Raw genomic sequence first — 21487 nt, 5'->3', positions numbered from 1 at the left:
CCGCGGGTGTCGGAGGCCGCGGCTCGCCATGCCTGCGGCCTGGCTCGCGAGGTCGATGGAGGGCAATGGAGACCGCTGGGCAGAGGGGAGTCTGATCGGCGGGGAGTGGATTTCGACACTCCCGACACCCCTTACGGGGCCGCATCCTTGGGGCGAAACCGCTGTGGTTTTGCTGTTCTATCGCAAGGAAACGATCCCATGTCCGATGAAAACGCGCGGGCTGCCAGCGCCAAAAAAGGCAGCCCGTTTCTCAATACCGATCAGGCCGCCCACTATATGGGGCTGTCACGCAGGACCCTCGAAAAGTTTCGCGCCGAAGGGCAGGGGCCCGTCTATCGCCGCCATGGCCGCTATGTCCGCTACCATATCGACGACATCGACGGCTGGTCGCGCGCCTCTGGCCAGACCGACGTGCCTGTCGAGGCGCGGGTGTAATGAAAGCCCCCAAGATTTCGACGAGGTTAAGCCGCAGACGATGGCTGGTTATTGGTCTGAGCGTTGGTGCTCTGATCGGTTTGGGTCTCTCTGGGCAACCACAGAATCCGCCCTCGCTGATCTATAATGCCAGTCCCAGTGTGCCGATCGGCCACTATTTCGTCGCACCCGTCCGAGAGCTGGAGACGGGTGATCTGGTGGTCGCGCGCCTGCCTCAGGCCGCCCGTGAATTGGCTGATGAAAGGCGCTATGTGCCCGCAACGGTTCCCGTGCTCAAACACGTGGCGGCGATTGGCGGAGACGCGGTCTGTGCCATGGACGCCGATATACGGATCAACGGAAAACAGGTGGCGAAGCGCCGTGAGCGGGATCGGTTGAACCGGCCCTTGCCATGGTGGCGGAGCTGTCGGCAGTTGCGTTCAGACGAGGTGTTTCTTCTCAACACGGCTGCGCCGGACTCGTTTGACAGCCGCTATTTTGGGCCGGTCAGCCTCGACCACGTGATCGGAAAGGCGCGGCCCCTATGATCCGCTGGAAATCGCTTTTAAGCGCGCTGGGTCTTATGCTGACGCCGGTGGAAAGCCATGCGCAAACCTCATCCGCCCTCCAGCGTTGGGCTGAACCCGTGCGTGAGGCCTCGCAGCGTTTCGGCGTGCCCGAGGACTGGATTTATCGTGTCATGCAGGCCGAAAGCGGCGGCCATACCCACCTGAAAGGACAGCCGATCCGCTCGAAAGTTGGCGCGATGGGCCTCATGCAATTGATGCCCGGCACATGGTCCGATATGCGTATGACCCACAACCTTGGGGCCGATCCGGATGATCCCCGTGATAACATTCTCGCCGGCACCGCCTATTTGCGCGCCATGTTCGATCAGTTCGGTTATCCCGGTTTGTTTGCCGCCTATAATGCCGGACCCGCGCGCTATGCGGCCAGTCTGAAGGGCGAAACCCTGCCCGCCGAAACGCGCGCCTATCTCAAAAAGCTTGTCCCCGAAAACCAGCCACCGGTCACCGACGTTCCCTCCCTGACCCCCTCCGAAAGGGGCCTTTTCGCGATAAAACGCACCGCCGAAGATGGCCAGGGGCGGGAACCGTGACGGGGCGAGATCGTACGAGGTTCGGCGAGAGACGGGTGGGTTTGGGGCAAGATAAAAGACCGTCTCTTCGTGACGGTAAGTCTTTGTCTGCACATCGGAAATTCGGGAGATAAGGGGGCTAAAGGGAGAGATAGTCGTTGCGCAAGGGCTTGATTTCATTGGGTGAGGAGTCTCGTAAACATGACCTCTGATGAACGGTTTGAACCGAGACTCGGGCGGATTCGGTCCCAAACGGCGAAAGCGCCCAAATCCTTCCGATCCAGCGTGATCGGTGCGGTTCAGCGCGCCGGTTGCGTCAAGCGGGCAGGAATGGCGGCGACAAAGACCAGTGGAACCTATGGCCGTGGCGCCGGCGTCGGGCGGATCCTGACCGCCGGTACCACGCGAGGCCGAACGGCCCGGCGTGTGGTGGTCAAGGCGCGGTTTGTTCGCCTGGCCGGGAAAGGCCTTCGCGCCGCGGCCGCACACCTCGCCTATCTTCAGCGCGACGGCGTCACCCGCGAGGGTGCGCGCGGCGTCCTCTACGGCCCGCAGGCCGACCGCATAGAGGCCTCTGAGTTCATGGGACGCTGCGATGGGGATCGCCATCAGTTCCGCTTCATCGTCGCGCCAGAAGACGCCCACCTCTATGACGACCTCAAACCGCTGACCCGTAAGGTCATGCAATAGATGGAAGCCGATCTGGGAACGAAGCTCGACTGGGCGGCCGTAGACCATTTCAACACCGGCCATCCGCACACCCATATCGTGGTCCGTGGTCGCGATGATCGCGACAGGGATCTGGTGATCGCCCGCGAATATCTGAGCGAAGGGTTTCGCGAGCGGGTGCAGGCCCAGGTCAGCCTCGATCTGGGACCCCGCTCGGAGCGGGAAATCGCCCAGGCCCTGCAGGTCGAGGTCAGTCAGGAACGCCTGACCTCTATCGACCGCCAGCTCCGCCGCGAGGCCGACGATCAGGGGTATGTTATGGGAGGTCACCGCGACACGGTGATGAGGGCTGCCCGTGCCGGACGGCTGGTCAAACTGGAAGCACTCGGTCTGGCCGAAAGAGCGTCGGGCGGGCGATGGCGTCTTGACCCTGAAATGGAGACGACGCTGCGCCAGATAGGAGAGCGGGGAGATATCATCAAAACCCTGCACCGCGCCCTGACAGACCGCGGGTTAGAGGCGACGTTGTCAGAGACGCAGATGCATCTGCCTTCGTCGGACTCGTCGCTGTCCGCGGGCACACTGACCGGTCGCCTGATTGAGCGCGGGGTCCTCGATGAACAAAGCGATCGCCACTACGTCATACTGGAAGGCATTGATGGCCGTACCCATTTCGTCGATATAGGGCAGGGCACCGCGACAGAGGCACTGCCCAAAGAGGCGATCCTTCAGGTGACGTCCCGCCAGCCGGACATCCGGGAGGTCGATCGAACGGTGCTCGCGGTGGCGCAAGCCAATGGCGGTTACTACACGACCGAGATGCACCTGCGGTTCGATCTCACCGCCCGCCTGTCTTTCGCCGAAACCCATACCCGGCGTCTGGAGGCGATCCGCCGCACGACCGGGGCTATCGACCGGCTGCCCGACGGTCGGTTCCGTATCGACCCTGACTACCTCGATAAGGCCCTGGCTTATGAGCGCAAAGACGTGGCGCGCTCGCCGGTTTCGATTACGGTACAGGCGTCACGAACCCTCGATAAACTGGTCAGCTATAAGGGCGTGACCTGGCTTGACCGTCAGTGGGTCACAGGCCGGTCTACTGACTATGCGCACACGGGCTTTGGACAAGCGCTTCGCTCCGCCTTGCAGGCGCGACGTCAATGGCTGCTGGAGGAAGGGCTCTGGATGCCCGTTACGGGTCCGGGGGCTGAGACCCTGGACCCGTCTGTTCTCAAGACCTTGCATCAGCGGGAAATGACCGAAGTCGCCGTGGGTCTGGAGGCCATCACCGGAAAGACCTGTCGCACCGTACCGAGAGGCGGCCTGGTGGAGGGACGGCTGCGGGAAATCATCGCGACGGAATCGGAGAAATACGCCGTGGTCGAACGGGCCAAAGACTTCGCCCTTGTGCCGTGGCGGCCCGTTCTCGACAAACACATCGGGCAGGAAGTCTCGGGTCTGATGCGCGAAGGGGGGATTAACTGGACCATCGGCCGGGCGCGGGGCCTCGAAATCGATTAACCCGCTCCTGTCGTGGACGATCCTTGTGGCCGCGCGCTTGCAGTTGTGGCACACTGTAACCTGAGAGGCATTGACCGATGACCATGCAGACCCGCGTCAAGGAAGTGACGCTCCAGGCGTTACGCGAAGCGATCGCGTCGGGTGATCCGGGCGATTACAGCTGTCTCTTTGATGGCCGCAGCGATCTTTCGACCTGGAGCCGACAGGCCCGAGAACTCGACCAGTTCGCGCAAGGCCGGGGCTTTCGGTCACGCGCACACCCGTCCGCCATGGGCGCCAACCTTGTTGATCTGATTGTCGTGCGGATCCAGGCCTAGGATGGCGCGTTTGCCAGAGGTCCTGACGTGTCTAACATGACTTTTGACGAAGAGCGGGCTAAAGGATAGTGGTCACAGACACTACCTTTAACAGTAATCGTCTTGAAGACGGTATAGGGCAACAGACATTGGAACAAAAAGCAGATACGACCAATCTCGTCGTTGAAATCGTCACGGCCTATGTAAGCAATAATTCTGTGCCTGCGGCCGAGTTGCCGCAGCTGATACACAGCGTCTCGGTCGCTTTGAACGGTCTGGCATCTGCTCCCGTTGCCGAACCTGAAACAAAGACGCCCGCCGTCTCCATAAAAAAGTCGATTGGCGCGGACTACATTATCTGTCTGGAAGATGGTCGTCGCTTCAAATCTCTGAAGCGCCATCTGGCCTCGAAATACAACCTGACCCCCGACGAATATCGAGCCAAGTGGAACCTTCCCAAAGACTACCCGATGGTCGCCCCAGCCTATGCCGAGGCCCGGTCCAATCTGGCCAAGCAAATCGGGCTGGGACAAGGGGGACGCAAGGCGGCGTCTCAGGTGGCAGCAAAGCCTGCGCGTCGGGCGAAGGCATAGGCTCAGAGCATCGTTTCGAGGGCCTGTCTTGCGGCATCCCTCGTGCCAATGCCTATGAAAAGCCCCGGGGACATCCCGGGGCTTTTGCCGTTTGGAGGTGGGGTTACGCGTTCAGGCGATCCTTGACCGCCTTGCCCGGCTGGAAGACCAGCTTCTTTGAGGCGGCGATCTGAATGGTGGCACCCGTCGACGGGTTTCGCCCTTCGCGCGCGGGCTTATCCTGGACCTTGAACTTGCCGAAGCTCGGAAAGTTGACTTCCTGCCCTAGAACGGCCGCTTCCACGATGCTGCCAAAGATCGTGTCAACGATGGCCTTGGCCGCCGTCTTGGTCACGCCGTGTTCCGTTGCGATTTTGTCGATGAGGTCAGAGGTATTCATAGGTCTGTCTCCGATTGAAAGTCCCTGACTTGCCCTCCCGGACAGGCATTGGCAATACCCTTGGTCAGGTATCCACTGGAGGAACCAATGGGCCTTTGATGGTGATGGTGATGGTGATGGTGATGGTGAGCAGGGAGACATGTAGCCACGTGGTCATCGGGCTCTGGTTTATGAGGGTAGTCAATCTTCAGGCAGGTCGTAAACCTCGAGCCTCACCTCATCGCCGTCGATCACAATCTCGACGACTTGGTTTACCAGCTGACCCTCGGGACCAAGGTGAGTCAATAGGGCCGCGAGGAGCTCGCGTTGCCGTGCAGGCGGGACCTGCGGAATGATTATAACCAGACCCGCGTGGAGGGGTTCTCGGCGGTACAGACGTCGGAAATCGGCCGCGTTGTTGGTGACGAAGGTATAGTCGCCCTCGATAATCCGAGGCATGAGGTCCCAGTCCGTGGTGCCGCTGAGCCCGAGCCAGTTGACATGATCGCACTGATGACCAGCCTGCTGCGCCACCTCTACCAGTGATGTGTGGAGACACTCGTCGATCAGGAACCTCACGCGCCCACGCCCGACAGCTTTCCAAGTGACACGCTGGACCGGAGGGTGCCGCTTCTGTCCGGCAGCTTTTTGGGGCGCCCCACGGCCGGATGCGCAGCCGCCCAGACCCGTGCCAGTTCCAGCCGCCGCGCGTTGAGTTTCGGATACCCCTCAAGGAGTTCGGCCTCAGACGCCCCGTCGCGCAGCATGGTGGCCACAAGCCGTACAGGGATGCGCGTGTCTTTGAAGACGGGTTCACCACCCAACACGGCCGGATCTGCCGTGACGTCCGATTCCGCCTCTGTCAGGTCCTTCACGGCTTTCTCGATTTCCTTCCGAGCCGCCGCGACGTCGACGATGAGATAGTCACCGGCCTTGACCGTTCTCACCTTTGGCTCTCGCTCAATCTCTGCAAAGAGCGCAAGCCTTCGCTCCTGGCTTAAAGCGCCCCCGACTTCTTTCCAGAGTTTGAGTTTCAGAACTGCCAGATCAGACAGTATGCGTTTCGACTTCACAATGCCCGGCCGGGATTGAGCAATCACGATGTGCTTGTCGATTGCGTTGTGCACCGCTTTTACATCCACACCTGTAACGGCAGCAGCCTGGGCAGGGGTAAAGGTTCGGGACAGCGCTGGCATAATTATTCTCCTATGGAAGGATAATTATCATGAATTGAGAGCTGAGTAAATTCTAATGGGTTTAAAACATGGCCTGGCCTCTCAGTAACCTCAGCGGTCATACCCTTTACAAAACTCCGGCCTTGTCGGGCAGGCGCGGCTGCGCCCGGGTTGAGAGTCGGCGTAAGGGTAGTGAGGGCGTACGAGGCGTAGATATGAAATCTCGCCCGCTTCGATGATCCTGTCTCATACGCGCAGCCGGATGCTGAGCGCAGCGAGGCAGATCCGTGACGCCAACGAAATTCCTCATCGGTCAGATAGGTCTTGTCCTCGGGATCGTCATCCTCGGGATATGGGCATCGACGCAATGGGCGGCGCATCAACTCGCCTATCAGACGCAACTGGGCGCTCCGTGGTTTCGGGTTTCAGCCTGGCCGGTCTATCGGCCCTGGCAGGTGTTTGCCTGGTGGTTCCATTACGAGGCCTAAGCACCGGCGGTTTTCCATCGCTGTGGCCTCTTGGCGGCGTCAAGCGGCGCCCTCGGTTGTGTTGCGGCGGTGGCTGCGTCGGTATGGCGCGCTCGTCAGTCGCGCCGCGTCACGACCTATGGCTCGGCGCGATGGGCGTCTTTGAAGGAGATAAGCCGAGCGGGTCTTCTCCGCGAACGCGGTGTTTTTCTGGGTCGGGTCGGCCCGGAATATCTGCGCCATGAGGGCCCGGAACACGTTCTGGCGTTTGCGCCCACGCGGTCAGGCAAGGGCGTGGGACTCGTCGTGCCAACCCTGTTGTCATGGACCGGTTCCGTTATCGTCCATGACATCAAAGGCGAAAACTGGGACCTAACAGCGGGATGGCGGTCGCGGTTTTCCCACGCGGTCCTTTTCAACCCGACCAATCTGCGCTCAGCTCGTTACAACCCCCTTCTGGAAGTGCGCAAAGGCATCAATGAAGTCCGCGATGTTCAGAGTATCGCAGACATCCTGGTTGACCCGGAAGGGGCACTCGAGCGGCGCTCGCATTGGGAAAAAAACAGTCATTCCCTACTGGTAGGCGCCATTCTTCATGTGCTTTACGCCGAACCGGAAAAGACGCTGGCCTGCGTGGCCCGTTTCCTCTCTGACCCCGATCGCAGCCTCGTAGACGCGATGAACTGCATGCTTGCCACCAATCATTTGGGCGGCGAGGGCGAACCGCCGCGTGTGCATCCGGTCGTGGCGTCAGCCGCCCGAGACATCCTCAACAAAGCCCCTAACGAACGCTCAGGTGTGCTCTCGACCGCTATGTCCTTCCTCAGCCTCTATCAGGACCCGGTCGTCGCCGCGACGACATCTACCTGCGACTGGCGTATCGCGGATCTGGTCAATGCCGAGAGCCCGATGTCGCTCTATCTCGTGATCCCACCGTCAGACATCTCGCGCACAAAGCCTCTGGTCCGCCTGATGCTGAACCAGATCGGTCGGCGGCTCACCGAACGGCTGGAGGGTGATCTCGCCAAGCGTAGCCGTCATCAATTGTTGATGATGCTTGATGAGTTCCCCGCTCTTGGTCGTCTCGACTTCTTTGAAACAGCGCTCGCCTTCCAGGCTGGGTACGGCATCCGGGCCTATCCGGGAGATCCATCTCTCCGGGAAACGCAAGTGCCCGCGCAGGAGTGGCGGTCTGGCAATGCCGGAGGCGGTGGCGTGTCCGCGCCCGCGACCGTCAGTGAGGTGTTCTTCCAGATAGCGCCTCGCCTCTCAACGGTCGCGGAAAAGGCCCCACCGTCTGACATCCGACCGCTGGATGTCGTGATGTCGCCGGTGCCGGTCGGCCCGACCGAAGGTGTGTCTCTCGCCAAGCCCGATTTTGTCGACCGCAAAGGCTATGGCGGCATCTACAACGGCCACCAGATGCAGACACCAGTGTCACCCTATCAGGTCATGGCAGGTACAGTCATTTCCGCCAGCCTGGTCACCGGCCTGAAATCCGACCTTCCCGGGTCGTCATCGCCCAGGTCTCGCAGCCTGTCTTTGACTCGGTTTCGGCCCGACACCTGTTGATCCCGGCGGGCACGCGACTTCTGGGGCAATATGACGATCAGGTCGCTTTCGGCCAATCCCGCGCGCTGGTCGTGTGGACACGCCTGATCCTTCCCGATGGCTCCTCCCTCGAAATCGACAATCTGCCAGCGACTGACACGGAGGGCTATGCGGGTCTGTCCGACAAGGTGGATTACCATACCTGGAGCCTGCTCAAGGGGGTGGGGCTATCGACCCTGCTGGGTTTGGCTTCGCATAGCGGCCAGTCCGACGATGAGAGTGACCTTGTGCGCGCCTTTCGGGACGCAACCCGTGACACCGCCAATCAGTCCGGACAGCAGATCGTCGATAAGGCCCTGAATATCCGACCCTCTATCACCGTGCGTCCCGGCTGGCCGGTGCGAGTCATCGTACACAAGGACCTCATTCTGAAGCCGTATGCCGGGGGTGCCGGACATGGTTGAACTCAAACTCCCGAAACTCCCGGATCGAACGCCGGTCAAACTGACGATCACCTTAGGCGCGGAGTTGCATCAGAGCCTCAAAGACTATGCGGACCTGTACGCGGCCGCTTACGGGGCCACCGAGCCGGTCGTCGACCTCATTCCCTATATGCTGGAGGCGTTCCTCCAGAGTGACAAAGGCTTTCAGCGAGGAGGTAAGAAGTAAAGAGAAGCCATGATGATCCCTCTTGAATCCAAAATCGCGCCTACTGGCTCATCGAAGAGCGAAGGTTAGGCTTGTCCGATGGTGTCCGGGCTAAATGTCTGTTTTGCAGCGACTGCCTTCACAAGAAAATCAAGAAAATACCTGACCTTGGCCGGCAGGTAACTGCGGTCAGGATAGACCACATAAAGCGGAGCGACCGGTCTTGCGAGATCGGGTAACACGTGCTCCAGGTTGCCTGAATGCACTTGCTCATCGACGAGCCACGCGGGCATCAAGCTGAATCCCAGGCCTTCGCAGGCCGCGAACATCAGCAGGCTTTCGTTCCCGCTAAGCAAGACGGGTCTGAAAGCAATCTCTGTTGTTCCTGTAGAGGTAGGGAGCCTTACCTTGCCGTCCCTCGCCACCTGGGTATAGGCGAGGTAGGGAGCCCCATTGAGGTCTGCCAGAGTCTGGGGCCGTCCGTGTTTCTCCAGAAAGGCCGGCGCAGCGACCAGCTTGAAAGACACATCACCCAGCTTGCGGCCGATGAGTCCAGGTTCAAAAGACGTCGCCGCGCGGATCGCAAGATCAAAGCCTTCTTCGACCAGGTTGACCATACGGGCGCTCAGATCAAGCTCAAGCACAACTTCCGGGCATTGGTCGTGAAACATTCTGATGAGGTGAGCAAATTGTGGCGTCGCCATCCAGACGGGAACGCTAAGTTTTAATCGGCCAGACGGTTTGATCGAAGTCTGTGAAATCCGGGCTTCAGCCTCTTCAAGCCCTTCAATCAGGCTTTGAACGCTTTCAAGATAGATCGTGCCCGCCTCTGTCAGACTGACCTTGCGGCTGGTCCGGTTGAGTAGGCGAGCCCCAATCTTAACTTCAAGATGTTTGATGTGCTTGCTGGTCATCGCGGTTGAAAGCCCCAACCGGTTGGCCGCCGCCGTAAAGCTCCGGGTTTCCGCTACGGCTGCGAACACGTGGACGCTGACAAGCGTATCCATAATTATTTCTCCAGAAGAAACCAAGCATCAACAAAGGCTCGGATGATCAACTGTAAAGAAGTGGCTACACTGCTTTCAATGTTTTTTTACAGAAAGCTGACTTGACATGACACGCCAATCGTCGCCAGCCGGTAAAGGCTGGAACATAGCAATCTGGTGCGCTCAGATTGCGCTTGCCGCACTTTATCTGATGGCTGCCTACATGAAAGGGCTGATGCCCATTTCTGATCTCGCCGCAATGGGTCTGCTGTGGACCTCAACTGCGCCCGTCTTTCTGGTAAGGGGCATTGCCTTTGTGGAATTTCTCGGTGCCGTAGGGGTTATCCTGCCGGCGGCAACCCGAATAATGCCAAAGTTGACGGTTTGGGCCGCTGCGGGACTCTTGGCCATACAGGCGCTCGCGATCCCCTTCCATCTTTTCCGTGGTGAAGTCGGCGTTCTGGGCTTTAACCTGATCTATGTCGCGCTCGCCGTTTTCGTTTTGTGGGGCCGCAGCCGCAAGGCACCCATCGCCTCGCGCGCCTGATCGACCCGACAATTATGAGAGACCAGTGCCGCGGGTGGACGAGACCGCCCGCGGCATCTTTCGTTGTGCGCACACCGTTTGCCTTGCGCTCTCAGGAGGATATCCCACCGCTACCGACACGGATAACGTTTCAGCCTATCTTTTGCCGATCCATGACCAGTTGTACTTCACGCGAGGCGTAGAGGCCTGGGCGAAGTGGAACCTGAACCGTAACTTCGACTGGATGTCTTCTGTAACCTTTGCCAATGGCAAGGTAATCGAGGAGATTCAATGGCGTAATATAGGTGCAAACGGGCAGGGGGCAGCGGATGATGAGTTCTCACTGATCAGCGGTCCGATTGCCCGGTCGCCCCGCTGGGTTCTGAGCAATACTTTCAATTATCGCTATAAGGACTTTAGCTTTAGTGCCAGGCACCGTTGGATGGACGAACGCAAGGTGGCAAGCAATCCGCTCGACACCCGTTATCTGCCGGCTCAGGACAATCTCGATCTCGCAATCCAGTATACGGGTATAAAGGACACACGTATCGCCCTTGATATCCGCAACGCACTCGACACCACCTATGTTTCGCGCGTTGACACCATGATCGGCGGGACTTGGCCAACCAACGTGGTCGCCTACGACATCTACAATCAGTTGCCGGATTCGGCGACACTGGTTCGCCGCAATGCGCCCCGGTCGTTCTGGTTGACGATCAAGCACGATTTCTAGGGCCGCAAGACAACCTTAATTTGAAGTTCATAAAGCAGATTTATCAATATAGAGGCTGCTGAATGAAATAAAATTAAGAAAGCAGAGTGTTTTTAAGGATCGGGCGGGGTTTCAAACGAATTGAGACCCCGCCCAATTTATAAGTAAATATAATTAGGGGCATTTTCCTTTTATTGTAATGAAATGGGTGATTAGAGCGCGGTTTGGTTTAAACTGGGCGAGGTATGATCTCATTGAAGCCTGCTCTGAGTGACAGGATATGCCCCTATTAAACAACCACACAGGTGAGTGAAACATGTTAAACAAACTCGACAAACGAACAGTCTACGCCGTGTTGTCCGCTTCGGTCGCGTCCGTTGTTTCTGTCGGGGCTCTGGCCGCCGCGACAACCTTTGTTGATACAGCGGATCACAAGGAGTCCGGATTTTCAAACGGACAGATGACGCCGTTCGAGGCTGAAGCCGGGGTCACGACACGTGGCAACTACATGCGTGTGGACCAGATCGATGGTGAGCCGGCCGTCAAGAGTTACTGGGCGCAGGCTAATTATAATGGGACAAGAGCTACCCGTGGAGCGGAGGCGCAGCCCATAGGCCTACAAATACACAGTGACGGGTGGTACGCATTTCGCTTTTACCTGCCCGCCGATTTCCCGACCGATAAGGAACTGGCTATAGCTCAGATCTTCTCGCGCGGTGGATGCAGTTCGTGGTCTTCCATGGTCGTTATACGCGATAACAACCTGTTTTTGGCCAGACGTTCGAGTAACGGGTGTACTGCGACCATTGAACACCCACTGGCGACCAACATCCAGCATGGCGCATGGAATACGGTTATACTGCGCTTCAAGGCCTCTGACCAAAGGGCCGGAGAGTTGAAGGCGTGGTGCAACAACAGTAATGAGCAATCTCCAAACATCAATATTCAAAATCTGAATTTTGGAGCGGGTGCTTTCGTGAACGGAACTCTTGATCCGAACGTGACCAACAATTGGATCAATCTCAAATTTGGTCAATATGATTACGACCATGCCAACTACACAGTGGGTGAGACACGTACGATTTACTTTGATGACGTTTCTATGCTTCGGGGTAATCCACAAGGGGCTTTCGGCATGGTAAAGCCCCAATAAGGCTGCGCCATATTTAGGTGTTTAGTCCCAGCAATTGATGGTGCGGTTTTTACACCATCAATGAGGGATTTTCTATCGGACGGGTTTTTCAGGGGAGCGCTACATTGATATCGAGTGTCCGCAAATGCCCCAAGTCCGATATCGATATCTAAACGTCGCAGAAATCTGGGGAAACGACCTTGTTGCATCAGCACCCGTCACGCCGCATACCCCTTCGCCCTCGATTCTGGTCTGCTCAGGCGAGCAGCCTTTGCGCCGTTGCCATATTGCTGGTTTCCAGCCCGAGCCTGGCGGCACCCCAGTATCCCACCGTCTACGTAAAGGACACGGATCGCGCGGCCATTAAAAACAAGGTAGCGTCGGCAGATTGGGCGAAAGAGGCCTATGGCGACCTCGTGAGAGCCGTGGAACCTTATGTTTCAAGGCACAAGCGTGATCCGCAGTGGATTTTGTCGCGCATGGCAATGTACTGGAAGCCAGGCGAGCGTTACACGCAAGTGTACCTGATCAAACGTGCCGACAGTGGGGCCGGGGAAATTCGCTTTGACCGGGGTGAGGGGGATGCGCCTGTGCCAACCGTGCGCCTGCCCGGAATGCGCGTATGGAACGAATACATCAATGTGCCCCTGGAAGACCGTATACCCTTCAACCAGACAGGCGATATGAAAGCCGTCTCACGCAAGAGGGCCGACCAGCCGCCGGTCATAGTGCCCTACAAGGAATCCGGCCACCTCATCCGCAGCAACAATGTCGAGATACTCACTCTGGCGGAGAAGGCAGCCTTTATCTATTGGCTGAACGGCGATCCGGACTATGCCCGTTTCGCTTCCGATATTTTTCAGCAGTGGCTGGTTGGCACCTACTACATGCAGCCACCTCTTGATCCTGAACAGGCTTCAGGCGGACCGGGGGGGTACGCGCCCGGTGGCATTCTCGGCTATTATGATTACGAGCAGATCCACGACGACCTCGGCTACCACGGGGCGTTAATCTATGATTTCCTGCAACCCTACCTACAAGACCATCCATCGGACGCGGTGAAGACAACGGGAAAGTCACCCGCAGAGGTCGCCGATGCCGTGTTTCGACGCTTCGTCGCGATCGGGTTTGTTCGCGGCGGGAAGACGGGCAATTGGAACGTAAACGGCTGGAACCTGATGCTGCCCCAGATCCTCGTTTTAAAGGACGACGCGGATTACGCTGACGGCAAAGGCAAGCAATATTATATCCGACATTTCGTAACGGAATCGTCCGTCTACCATGACGCTCTGCCGGATATCCTGAAGACCTACGATCCGGCGACGGGCCTCTGGCCGGAATCACCAGGATACGCGTTCAGCGTTACCAATTCGCTGGTACGTATGTCGGTTCCGCTTGAAAACAACGGCGTTGACGTCCTGGCGACCAACGCGCTCTTGCAAAAGGCCGCACTCGCCACTTTCGCGTGGCTCGATTCCCGCGGCAACCTCATCGCCTTTGGTGACAGCCGGGGCGGCCCGGCGGATTTCTCCAGCCTTGAAGCGCTTCTGGCCTATTATGGTCGAAAAGGGGATGTGCAATCCGCAACGACAGTTGCCAGCGCGATTCAAGCGGGCGTCGAACCCGGCGCCTATAAACGTAACGCCCAGTCCTGGATCGGACTGGTATCGTCCGTCGACGAGGTCGTTAAAGCCGCCTCATCTGAGCGTTCGCCCACGTCGGCTCTCTCTGGATTTCATCGGCTCATCGTTCAGCGCAATCCCGGGGATGGCAGAAATGAGTTGATGAACGTCGTCTATGGGGGGCGTAAGGGCGCGCACCTGTCCGAAAACGGACTGGCTGCCCAGTTCTACGGCTACGGTTGGGCCCTGGCGCCGGACGCTGCAGGCTACGAATCCTATTGGAGCGCGGATCAGGTCTATCACCAGTCGGCCACCGGTAGTAACACCATCGTGCAGGGCTACCGCGAGGGGCCCGTGACCTTCAACGCCCTGAACCCGGCCGTGCCGACGGCAGGTTTTGTAAGTCCACAAGCGGTGTCTGACGTCGTCTCCTACGTTGATGTCAGTGCCGGCGAGAAGCGTCGCCTCGTTGCGACCGTGCGCACCGGTCCAGCCACCGGATTCTACGTTGATCTTTTTCGGTCAAATCTCGATACGAACGACTACCTTTTCCACGGTCTTGGGACCCAACTGGCACTGACGACGACCGACGGACAGCCGATCGACCTGACAGCCAGTAACTGGCTATCGGAAGATGTTGCTAAAGGTTACAAATTCCTGTCGAATGAGCGCTCAGCGTCGGTGTCGACCAGTCTTGTTGCCAAGTGGCGCACACCTGGCGGAACGACTGGTGTCGGACTTAACCTATGGCTGCCCTATCAATCCCATCGCACAGTGGCGACAGTCGACGCGCCCTACACCGCCTTAGTGGACGGTACAACGCCGGATGGCGCAGGCCGTGCGCCTAACCCCACCCCGACGCTCATCCTGCGACAGGAAGGCTTGAGCGGCTGGGACGCCCCCTTTGCAAGCGTCGTCGAGCCGATCAACGGCGAAAAGGGAAGCATATATGAGGTCAGGCGTCTCGATGGGGACGCGGGAACCAACGGCGTTGAAATCGGGTTCGGTGAAGCGGGGAAGGCGTGGGTTGTTCACGCGACGAAGCCTGGTCATTACCGGTTTACCGACAAAAGTGGTCCAGTACTTGAGATAGGGCAGGGCTTCGGTGCCGTTGTGAAAACGACAGAAGGGCGCGCCCACATTTTTGTAGGAGCCGGAACCGATCTCACCTACGGCGCACTAACAGTTCGAAACGCCGCCAATTCCACGCAATCCTTTAGCCTGACCGTTGACGGGACGAAGACCATTTATTCAAGCGAAGCCCCGGTCACCGTTGTTGTGCACAAATGGTGGTTCGGCTTTCCGAAACGCGAAACTTGGACGCTACCGGCGGGTATAAAGCAACCGTTACCGGAAAATCTCAGATCCCGCTTGGCCAATGCCCGCTTTTAAGCGCGAGGGGTGTCACTGGCGTCGAAAAGGGCCCCATTCTTTGCTCGTTTCCGAGATAATCGCGGTCTGTAATACCAACGACCGAAGATGCTGACCGCATCCGGCCGTTGAAGAAACGTGAATTTCTCATATATGTCAGTGACATGAGGTATTCTCGAATGGAATACCAAGAGTCATTTTCAATGACCCTTGGTATAAACCATGATTTTGCGGTTGTCCTGAAAGTATGATAGCGCTGTCAAAAAAGTCGGAGGATTAAGATGTCTCGTACCCGAAACTTTCGTGCAGCGCTGGCTTTAAGCGTCGCTCTATTAAGTGCGTGTGCAAGCCTGCCGGGCCAGAGCGCTCACGCGGCCGAGGGCAGGGCTGCGTTTGACTGGTTTGAGTACAAGGGCTCGGATGAGGTTTTTGCTGAACCTACGTCCCCAGACACGTATCAAAATCCCATCCTGGCTGGATATCATCCTGATCCCAGCGTGGCACGGGTGGGTGAGGACTACTATCTCATCAACTCCACCTTTGCCTTTTATCCGGGAATTCCCGTATTCCACAGTCGTGACCTCGTGAACTGGACACAGATTGGAAACGCCATTGACCGACCGAGTATGATGCCGTTTGACAAGCTGCACCTCGGTTACAACGGCATTTATGCGCCGACCATCCGCTATAAAGACGGTCTATTTTACATCATTACGACTTGCGTGGGGTGCGGTGGAAACTTTGTGATTACCACTAAAGACCCCAAAGGTCCGTGGTCAGACCCCATCTGGCTTCCGCACATAGAAGGCATTGATCCGTCGTTATTTTTTGATGACGATGGAAGGGTCTACGTCGTTCATCATCGCAACCCGCTCAAACCACGCTATGACGCGCACACGGCTATCTGGATCATGGAGGTGGACCCAAAGACCTTCGCACCCAGATCGGAAGACATAATGCTGGTCGACGGTGGCGATAAGATGCCGTGGAACACGGACTACATCGAAGGCCCGCACATCTACAAGGTTGGTGGACAATATTACCTTTCGGCGGCCGGCGGCGGTACGGGTTATTATCATGGGCAGTTGCTTTATAAAGCGGACAAACCTTTTGGCCCCTACGTAGCTAACCCGAACAATCCGATTTTGACGCAGTTCGGTTTGCCTGACAGTCGCAAGAATCCCGTCACGGCCACAGGTCATGCCGACATGTTTCAGGACACCAAGGGTCAGTGGTGGGCTGTGTTCCTGGGCACCCGCGTCTACGATCTAACGACCCCGCCGCAGGATCCTGGCCGTTTTGCCACGGGGCGCGAGACCTTTATGCTCCCCGTAAGCTGGAAAGACGGGTGGCCGGTGATTCTGGAGAAGGGCGTGGCTTTGCCCTATCGGCCCAAGCGCCCGGATTTGCCCCGGGATAAACCGCCCGCACTACCGACGACTGGGAACTTCACCCTTCATGAGAGTTTCGATTCAGAAAAGCTTGCGCCGCAGTGGCTGTTTATACGAACGCCCAAAATTCAGTGGTGGAACATAGCGGGTGGGCAACTGAACCTTGAACCAAGAGCAGATCGCCTGGCCACGGGCGGACAACCGTCATTTATAGGGCGCCGGTTGATGCACATGAGCGCGAGTTGGACTACAAAGCTGACATTCTCTCCCCAAACCGCCGGAGACGAAGCTGGCTTGATGGCCGTGCAGAACAACGAGCACTTCTTCGCGTTTGGCCTAAGTTTGAATTCTGCGGGTCAACCGGTCCTAAAGGTTCGCAAGCGTCAGGGTGAAAAAGACCCGGAACAGGGGCTCACCCTTGGGGAAGTTAGGGTTGGCACGAAGACCAATGTCCCCGTCTACCTGCGAACAACCATCGACAAGGCCAAGATCAGTTTCAGCTACTCATTGGACAATAAGCGCTTTTTCCCTGTTGTTGAAAACACCGACGCTTCGGCCCTTACGACGGCAGCAGCCGGCGGATTCACAGGTGCGGTTATAGGCATGTACGCCGAGAGGTCAGTCGCCCAATGAGAATCAGGTCAGAGCGCCCCGTGTTCCGTAAATGAGGTCGCTCTGATCGCAATACTCAGTCACATGTACGCTTCTAGGGCATTGTTCCACTAAGAAGTGACCCGCCTACAGGGTATAATGGTGAGGGTCAGTATGGGGTCAAGTCACGAGTCTCTCCTTCTTCGATTTTGCGGTCGCCGACGTTGCCCCTTGGAATTGATTTAGTTTAGAGTTCGCTCTCGCGGATTGTGACGTGGTGGGACGGATGGCTCTCCAGTGTTGTGACCTTCGACAGCCAAAGTGTGGCACCCAGATTCCGGGAGCGGGGGAAGTCCATCCCATCAGGTCAGTGATAGACTGGGCGGTAGACACACTGTGGAGGAAGTAGTTGTGTTGCCTGTCCTGACACCATTACCGAGCATGTGTCTAACCTCTTATTTCCTCTTGTTATTGGCAAAACCTCCGCGCCGGCCAATTTCCACAAAAGGTGTCGTTTTTGCAGTCTTATTTGGTCGTTGAAGTGAATAGGACACTTGGGTTAGACGCTTTTTCGTCTGAGCCTCGTGTGTGCGGACCTTCTCAATAGCCTTATTCGCCATCTTTTTCTGGTTCGCGGTAGCGGTATAAAGAGCCGCTTCCTGCTCCTGGAGCCGCGGTATCTCGTAGGTCGCCGCAAAGTCTCCGCTGCCCTCTCCACATTTCTATGCATTCAGGGCATGATGCGTTGATTACTCTTCGAGAAACGGGAGGCTGGAATGGCCGTTATCGCGACAGATGAAAACGCCGTGTCGCCAAGACTGCCTGCCACGAGAATCGTCCGATTGCCCGAGGTGAGGGCCCTTACGGGACTTAGCCGGTCAACCGTTTATGAGCGTATACGGGAGGGGCAGTTTCCCAAGCCCGTTGGGCTCGGTGGACGCAATGTCGGCTGGGTCGAAGGGGAGGTGATGGCTTGGATCCAACGCCGGATAGCGATCGCACGGGGCCACGATTCCTAACGGTTTCCGATGGGTTTTAAGGCCGGTCATTTCGAACAAGCGCTTACGCGGCGCATGCGGGGCCGGCTCCAACGGCACCATTGAGCCTTCCAGCGGCGTGCGTCGCGTTGAAAAAATCCTTTAAAATTGATAGTTTAGGGCCTCAGTGAGGTCCGCCGAAGTCCGACCCGTTCCGCCCGCATCCGGGCGTTTTTGGGGTCTTTTTGGGGGTCTCGCGACGAACCTCAAAAGCGAGACCCCCAAATGTCACTTTCGGACGCCGCAATCCGTTGTGTTAAAAGCAAAAATCAGGAATTCAAACTATTCGATGAAGGCGGACTTTACCTGCTCATAAAGCCCTCTGGTTCGAAGCTATGGCGGTTCAAATATCGCATCCACGGCAAGGACCGCGCGCTAGCCCTCGGCAGCTATCCCGCAACCAGTCTCAAGGCGGCGCGCAAGGCGCGTGATGAAGCCAAAGAAGTTCTGGAGAAAGGTGGTGACCCGGGCACTGAAAAGAAGCGCCAAGCGGTGGCCGCCTCAATCGCCGCAGCGAGCACGTTCAACATCGTCGCCGAGGAATACGTTCAGAAATTGCGGGACGATGGCATGGCCCCCGCAACTGAAAAGAAGACTCTTTGGCTTCTGAAGCAATTTGCTGACAACCTCGGCCCGCGCCCGATCTCCGATATAGAGCCATTCGAAGTTCTGCATGTGCTGAGGAAAGTGGAGAAGAAGGGAAATCTCGAAACCGCCCACAGGCTTCGCTCATTTGCGGGGCGGGTCTTCAGGTATGCCATATGGACAAGCCGCGCCAAGTCAGACCCGACGGCTATGCTGGCCTGGGCCCTTCGCACGCCAAAGGTGACCAATCATGCTGCGATTGTCGAGGCCAAGCCTTTGGGAGGCCTGCTGAGGGCTATCGATGGGTTCGACGGCTACAAACCTATCGGGTACGCACTCAAGCTCTCACCCCACGTCTTTGTGCGTCCATCAGAATTGCGTCGAGCTGAATGGACGGAGTTCAATCTGGAAGAGGCCTACTGGCGCATCCCAGCGAATAGAATGAAGATGGGGCGTGAACATTGGGTACCGCTCTCCCGGCAGTCGGTCACTCTCTTGCGAGATTTGAACGAGATTACCGGCAATCACGCCTATCTGTTCCCTTCGATACGTACCTGGCAGCGACCGATGTCCGAGAACGCGGTGAATGTGGCCCTACGCCGCCTCGGATATGGTTCCGATGAAATGACCGGCCATGGATTTCGTAGCACGGCCAGTACGCTTTTGAACGAAAGCGGTCTTTGGCAGCCGGATGCCATTGAGGTCGCGCTGGCGCACAAGGATAAGAATAAGGTCCGTGGTACGTATAATCGTGGCCGATACTGGAGTGAACGGGTTGAGATGGCCCAATGGTGGTCTGACTATCTCGACGAGCTCAAGACCACTGTGCACATTGACGCGCTGCCATCGCCGGGAAGTCGGGTCGAAAAGCTAGCTAGATGTGGTTAGAACAGGAGGAACTCGGCGCCTGAGGGTCCGGACTCACTATGGCCACCAGATAGCAGCGGCGGCGAGCGCGACGTCGCCCACGAAGCTTTTTATGTTTCGGTCAAAGTGTGTGGCGAGGTGGCACCAGTCCTTTAGGCGGCTGAACATGCGCTCAATGACGTTGCACTGTTTGTAGATAGCCGCGTGCACCCATGGCCCGTCAAGTGACCAACGCTGAAAGCTATCATGCCGTCGACTCACGGCCTCTAAAAGTTCGCCCATTCATCCCGGACGAGTTGCACCCCCGTCCAGAATACGGTCAATGAGCAGAAACTCTTCGGGCTCGTCAGTTCTCACTCCCCAATCGTCAATGACGAATAGCTTTATCGTTCCGTCCAGCCAATTTTCGGTTCAGTTTGAAATATTGAGATGGCTTGGAGAGAGCGCTACTGAGATCAATCTCCTGAATAATGAGTCGAACGCGGCAAAAACAATCGACAGGAGAATGCCTATGAGTGAGTCAAAAAAATTCGATGCTAGTGCAGTTGCTACTGAGCTGGCCTTTTTTGAAATTTTCTCTGGGGTTGGCGAAATTCTTCGAGAGCATAAGTCCTATATAATGGACATGCTTCCCACGGTTCTTGATGAATTCTATGAGCATGTGAAAAAATTTACTGAAATCAGATCCTTCTTTAAGTCTGATGATCATATATCTCACGCCAAACAGAAACAGATCGAGCATTGGGAAATTATAACCGATGGAAAGTTTGATGAAGCATACTTTAATTCTGTAAATAAAATTGGGGATGTTCATAACAAGATAGGGTTGCAGCCGAAATGGTATATCGGCGGGTACAGCTTTCTTTTGACCAAGATTATCAGGCGCATCAATGAGATAAACCTGCTGCCCTGGCGGCGGGATAAGTTGAATGCACTGCAAAGACAGACCCTTTCCACCGCAATCACTAGGGCGGTGATGATGGATATGAATTTCGCGATAGCTGTATATATCGCTGCGGGTGAAAATGACCGTCGGGATATGCTTGCCAAGATTGCTCTGGACTTCGAACAATCAGTGGCCGCTATGAGTAATCGAGTTATTGAATCTGCCGATAAAATTAGTAAGTCATCTGATGCGATTGAGGGCCATGCGAGTAAAGCCGCAAATCGTGTTCGTGACGTTGTCGGTACATCAAAAGACACTTCTCATAGCGTCAATACAATCGCCATATCTACAGAAGAATTGTCGGGCGCTATAGGCGAGATTGCAAGACAGGCGTCTGAGGCCTCCACGGCGACAAATAACGCGAAGTTGGACGCCGATCGTACATCAAGTCAAATTGAGGAACTCTCGATTGCCGCACAGAAAATCGGTGACGTCGTCGCTCTTATCAACAATGTTGCCGCTAAAACCAATTTGCTGGCGTTGAATGCGACGATAGAGGCGGCAAGGGCGGGAGATGCTGGGAAAGGCTTCGCCGTGGTGGCGTCTGAGGTCAAACAGCTTGCCAATCAAACCGCCACCGCGACATCGACGATTTCCGAACAGGTCAACGGAATCCAGGAATCAACGGTGGCTGCCGTGACGGCCATGAAGAGGATATCGGCTCTAATTGGAGGCCTCGACGGGATCGCCACTGCCATTGCGGCAGCGGTCGAGGAACAGGGCGCCGCAACACGTGATATTACGGCAAATATTCAAAAATCAGCAGCAGGAACACAAGAGGTCGTCACCAAAATTGGTGACGTTGCGAGTGCAAACGAGGAGGTTTTTGGCTCAGCAAAGGAGCTTCAATCTGCATCCTCGAACCTAATCGGGACGAGCACGGCCCTTCGGGAAGAAGTGGACAGATTTCTACGCAAGGTACGAGCGTAG

The 21487-nt window shown here is 56.9% G+C and carries 21 protein-coding genes and 1 pseudogene; 18 read left to right on the top strand and 4 right to left on the bottom strand.

What is annotated here, in order from left to right:
* Positions 1–198: 198 nt before the first annotated feature.
* The 7 genes from EM6_RS04340 to EM6_RS04315 all read left to right on the top strand — a co-directional run bounded on the left by EM6_RS04340 (position 199) and on the right by EM6_RS04315 (position 4592).
* On the top strand, positions 199–435 hold the full coding sequence (locus EM6_RS04340) for a helix-turn-helix transcriptional regulator (RefSeq protein ID WP_126420491.1): 237 nt from the start codon (positions 199–201) through the stop codon (positions 433–435).
* Complete coding sequence (locus EM6_RS04335) at positions 435–962, top strand: S26 family signal peptidase (RefSeq protein WP_126420490.1); 528 nt, start codon at positions 435–437, stop codon at positions 960–962. Before EM6_RS04340 ends, EM6_RS04335 begins: the two co-directional genes overlap by 1 nt.
* Positions 959–1534, top strand: a complete 576-nt coding sequence (locus EM6_RS04330; RefSeq protein WP_126420489.1) for a lytic transglycosylase domain-containing protein — start codon at positions 959–961, stop codon at positions 1532–1534. Before EM6_RS04335 ends, EM6_RS04330 begins: the two co-directional genes overlap by 4 nt.
* Positions 1535–1843: 309 nt before the next feature.
* Complete coding sequence (locus tag EM6_RS17465) at positions 1844–2203, top strand: hypothetical protein (protein ID WP_197723590.1); 360 nt, start codon at positions 1844–1846, stop codon at positions 2201–2203.
* A complete protein-coding gene (locus EM6_RS04325) occupies positions 2204–3703 on the top strand; it encodes a DUF3363 domain-containing protein (protein WP_197723589.1) in 1500 nt (499 codons plus the stop codon).
* A 77-nt stretch (positions 3704–3780) separates the two neighbouring features.
* Entirely contained in the window at positions 3781–4020 is a 240-nt protein-coding gene (locus tag EM6_RS04320) for a hypothetical protein (protein ID WP_232037090.1), read from the top strand.
* A gap of 128 nt (positions 4021–4148) precedes the next feature.
* Positions 4149–4592: a MucR family transcriptional regulator gene (locus EM6_RS04315; protein ID WP_126420488.1), complete on the top strand. Its 444-nt coding sequence runs from the start codon at positions 4149–4151 to the stop codon at positions 4590–4592.
* 103 nt (positions 4593–4695) lie between these two features.
* Here the strand turns inward: EM6_RS04315 and EM6_RS04310 are convergent, their stop codons facing one another.
* The 3 genes from EM6_RS04310 to EM6_RS04300 form a co-directional block, all read right to left on the bottom strand.
* Entirely contained in the window at positions 4696–4971 is a 276-nt protein-coding gene (locus EM6_RS04310) for an HU family DNA-binding protein (RefSeq protein WP_126420487.1), read from the bottom strand.
* A gap of 180 nt (positions 4972–5151) precedes the next feature.
* A complete protein-coding gene (locus EM6_RS04305) occupies positions 5152–5529 on the bottom strand; it encodes a DUF5615 family PIN-like protein (protein WP_126420486.1) in 378 nt (125 codons plus the stop codon).
* On the bottom strand, positions 5526–6146 hold the full coding sequence (locus EM6_RS04300) for a DUF433 domain-containing protein (protein ID WP_126420485.1): 621 nt from the start codon (positions 6144–6146) through the stop codon (positions 5526–5528). The genes EM6_RS04305 and EM6_RS04300 overlap by 4 nt, the downstream gene beginning before the upstream one ends.
* 266 nt (positions 6147–6412) lie before the next feature.
* Here EM6_RS04300 and traG point away from each other — a divergent pair.
* The 3 genes and pseudogenes from traG to EM6_RS04285 form a co-directional block, all read left to right on the top strand.
* Positions 6413–7732 (top strand): annotated as a pseudogene (traG, locus tag EM6_RS04295) (IncP-type conjugal transfer protein TraG); the annotation flags it as partial.
* A 428-nt stretch (positions 7733–8160) separates the two neighbouring features.
* Positions 8161–8607 carry a TrbI/VirB10 family protein gene (locus EM6_RS04290; RefSeq protein WP_197723631.1) on the top strand — a complete coding sequence of 149 codons (447 nt, stop codon included), beginning with the start codon at positions 8161–8163 and terminating at the stop codon, positions 8605–8607.
* A complete protein-coding gene (locus EM6_RS04285) occupies positions 8600–8812 on the top strand; it encodes a DUF2274 domain-containing protein (RefSeq protein WP_126420484.1) in 213 nt (70 codons plus the stop codon). Before EM6_RS04290 ends, EM6_RS04285 begins: the two co-directional genes overlap by 8 nt.
* A 65-nt stretch (positions 8813–8877) precedes the next feature.
* On the opposite strand, the gene EM6_RS04280 is transcribed toward EM6_RS04285, so the two are convergent.
* On the bottom strand, positions 8878–9798 hold the full coding sequence (locus EM6_RS04280) for a LysR family transcriptional regulator (RefSeq protein ID WP_126420483.1): 921 nt from the start codon (positions 9796–9798) through the stop codon (positions 8878–8880).
* A 106-nt stretch (positions 9799–9904) separates the two neighbouring features.
* Between EM6_RS04280 and EM6_RS04275 the strand changes: the two genes are divergently transcribed.
* The 8 genes from EM6_RS04275 to EM6_RS04240 all read left to right on the top strand — a co-directional run bounded on the left by EM6_RS04275 (position 9905) and on the right by EM6_RS04240 (position 21487).
* Positions 9905–10324: a DoxX family protein gene (locus EM6_RS04275; protein ID WP_126420482.1), complete on the top strand. Its 420-nt coding sequence runs from the start codon at positions 9905–9907 to the stop codon at positions 10322–10324.
* A 34-nt stretch (positions 10325–10358) separates the two neighbouring features.
* Positions 10359–11036: a TonB-dependent receptor gene (locus tag EM6_RS04270; RefSeq protein ID WP_126420481.1), complete on the top strand. Its 678-nt coding sequence runs from the start codon at positions 10359–10361 to the stop codon at positions 11034–11036.
* A gap of 295 nt (positions 11037–11331) precedes the next feature.
* Complete coding sequence (locus tag EM6_RS04265) at positions 11332–12168, top strand: heparin lyase I family protein (protein WP_126420480.1); 837 nt, start codon at positions 11332–11334, stop codon at positions 12166–12168.
* A 179-nt stretch (positions 12169–12347) separates the two neighbouring features.
* Positions 12348–15161, top strand: a complete 2814-nt coding sequence (locus EM6_RS04260) for a hypothetical protein (RefSeq protein ID WP_126420479.1) — start codon at positions 12348–12350, stop codon at positions 15159–15161.
* A gap of 260 nt (positions 15162–15421) precedes the next feature.
* Positions 15422–17164 carry a glycoside hydrolase family 43 protein gene (locus EM6_RS04255; RefSeq protein WP_126420478.1) on the top strand — a complete coding sequence of 581 codons (1743 nt, stop codon included), beginning with the start codon at positions 15422–15424 and terminating at the stop codon, positions 17162–17164.
* A gap of 734 nt (positions 17165–17898) precedes the next feature.
* On the top strand, positions 17899–18141 hold the full coding sequence (locus EM6_RS04250) for a helix-turn-helix transcriptional regulator (RefSeq protein WP_126420477.1): 243 nt from the start codon (positions 17899–17901) through the stop codon (positions 18139–18141).
* A 243-nt stretch (positions 18142–18384) separates the two neighbouring features.
* Positions 18385–19632 (top strand): tyrosine-type recombinase/integrase, encoded by a 1248-nt coding sequence (locus tag EM6_RS04245; RefSeq protein WP_126420476.1) that lies wholly within the window; start codon positions 18385–18387, stop codon positions 19630–19632.
* A 490-nt stretch (positions 19633–20122) separates the two neighbouring features.
* Complete coding sequence (locus EM6_RS04240) at positions 20123–21487, top strand: globin-coupled sensor protein (RefSeq protein ID WP_172961130.1); 1365 nt, start codon at positions 20123–20125, stop codon at positions 21485–21487.

This window comes from Asticcacaulis excentricus (assembly GCF_003966695.1).
GTDB lineage: Bacteria > Pseudomonadota > Alphaproteobacteria > Caulobacterales > Caulobacteraceae > Asticcacaulis > Asticcacaulis excentricus_A.
This window is presented reverse-complemented; position numbering and strand designations above follow the sequence as displayed.

Bases quoted from the DNA above. Each gene is read 5' to 3' on its own strand.
- EM6_RS04340 (WP_126420491.1), top strand. From the start codon at position 199: ATGTCCGATGAAAACGCGCGGGCTGCCAGCGCCAAAAAAGGCAGCCCG.
- EM6_RS04280 (WP_126420483.1), bottom strand. From the start codon at position 9,798: ATGGATACGCTTGTCAGCGTCCACGTGTTCGCAGCCGTAGCGGAAACC.
- EM6_RS04325 (WP_197723589.1), top strand. From the start codon at position 2,204: ATGGAAGCCGATCTGGGAACGAAGCTCGACTGGGCGGCCGTAGACCAT.
- EM6_RS04245 (WP_126420476.1), top strand. From the start codon at position 18,385: ATGTCACTTTCGGACGCCGCAATCCGTTGTGTTAAAAGCAAAAATCAG.
- EM6_RS04240 (WP_172961130.1), top strand. From the start codon at position 20,123: ATGAGTGAGTCAAAAAAATTCGATGCTAGTGCAGTTGCTACTGAGCTG.
- EM6_RS04330 (WP_126420489.1), top strand. From the start codon at position 959: ATGATCCGCTGGAAATCGCTTTTAAGCGCGCTGGGTCTTATGCTGACG.
- EM6_RS04300 (WP_126420485.1), bottom strand. From the start codon at position 6,146: ATGCCAGCGCTGTCCCGAACCTTTACCCCTGCCCAGGCTGCTGCCGTT.
- EM6_RS04285 (WP_126420484.1), top strand. From the start codon at position 8,600: ATGGTTGAACTCAAACTCCCGAAACTCCCGGATCGAACGCCGGTCAAA.
- EM6_RS04335 (WP_126420490.1), top strand. From the start codon at position 435: ATGAAAGCCCCCAAGATTTCGACGAGGTTAAGCCGCAGACGATGGCTG.
- EM6_RS04250 (WP_126420477.1), top strand. From the start codon at position 17,899: ATGGCCGTTATCGCGACAGATGAAAACGCCGTGTCGCCAAGACTGCCT.
- EM6_RS04265 (WP_126420480.1), top strand. From the start codon at position 11,332: ATGTTAAACAAACTCGACAAACGAACAGTCTACGCCGTGTTGTCCGCT.
- EM6_RS04320 (WP_232037090.1), top strand. From the start codon at position 3,781: ATGACCATGCAGACCCGCGTCAAGGAAGTGACGCTCCAGGCGTTACGC.
- EM6_RS04275 (WP_126420482.1), top strand. From the start codon at position 9,905: ATGACACGCCAATCGTCGCCAGCCGGTAAAGGCTGGAACATAGCAATC.
- EM6_RS04310 (WP_126420487.1), bottom strand. From the start codon at position 4,971: ATGAATACCTCTGACCTCATCGACAAAATCGCAACGGAACACGGCGTG.
- EM6_RS04255 (WP_126420478.1), top strand. From the start codon at position 15,422: ATGTCTCGTACCCGAAACTTTCGTGCAGCGCTGGCTTTAAGCGTCGCT.
- EM6_RS17465 (WP_197723590.1), top strand. From the start codon at position 1,844: ATGGCGGCGACAAAGACCAGTGGAACCTATGGCCGTGGCGCCGGCGTC.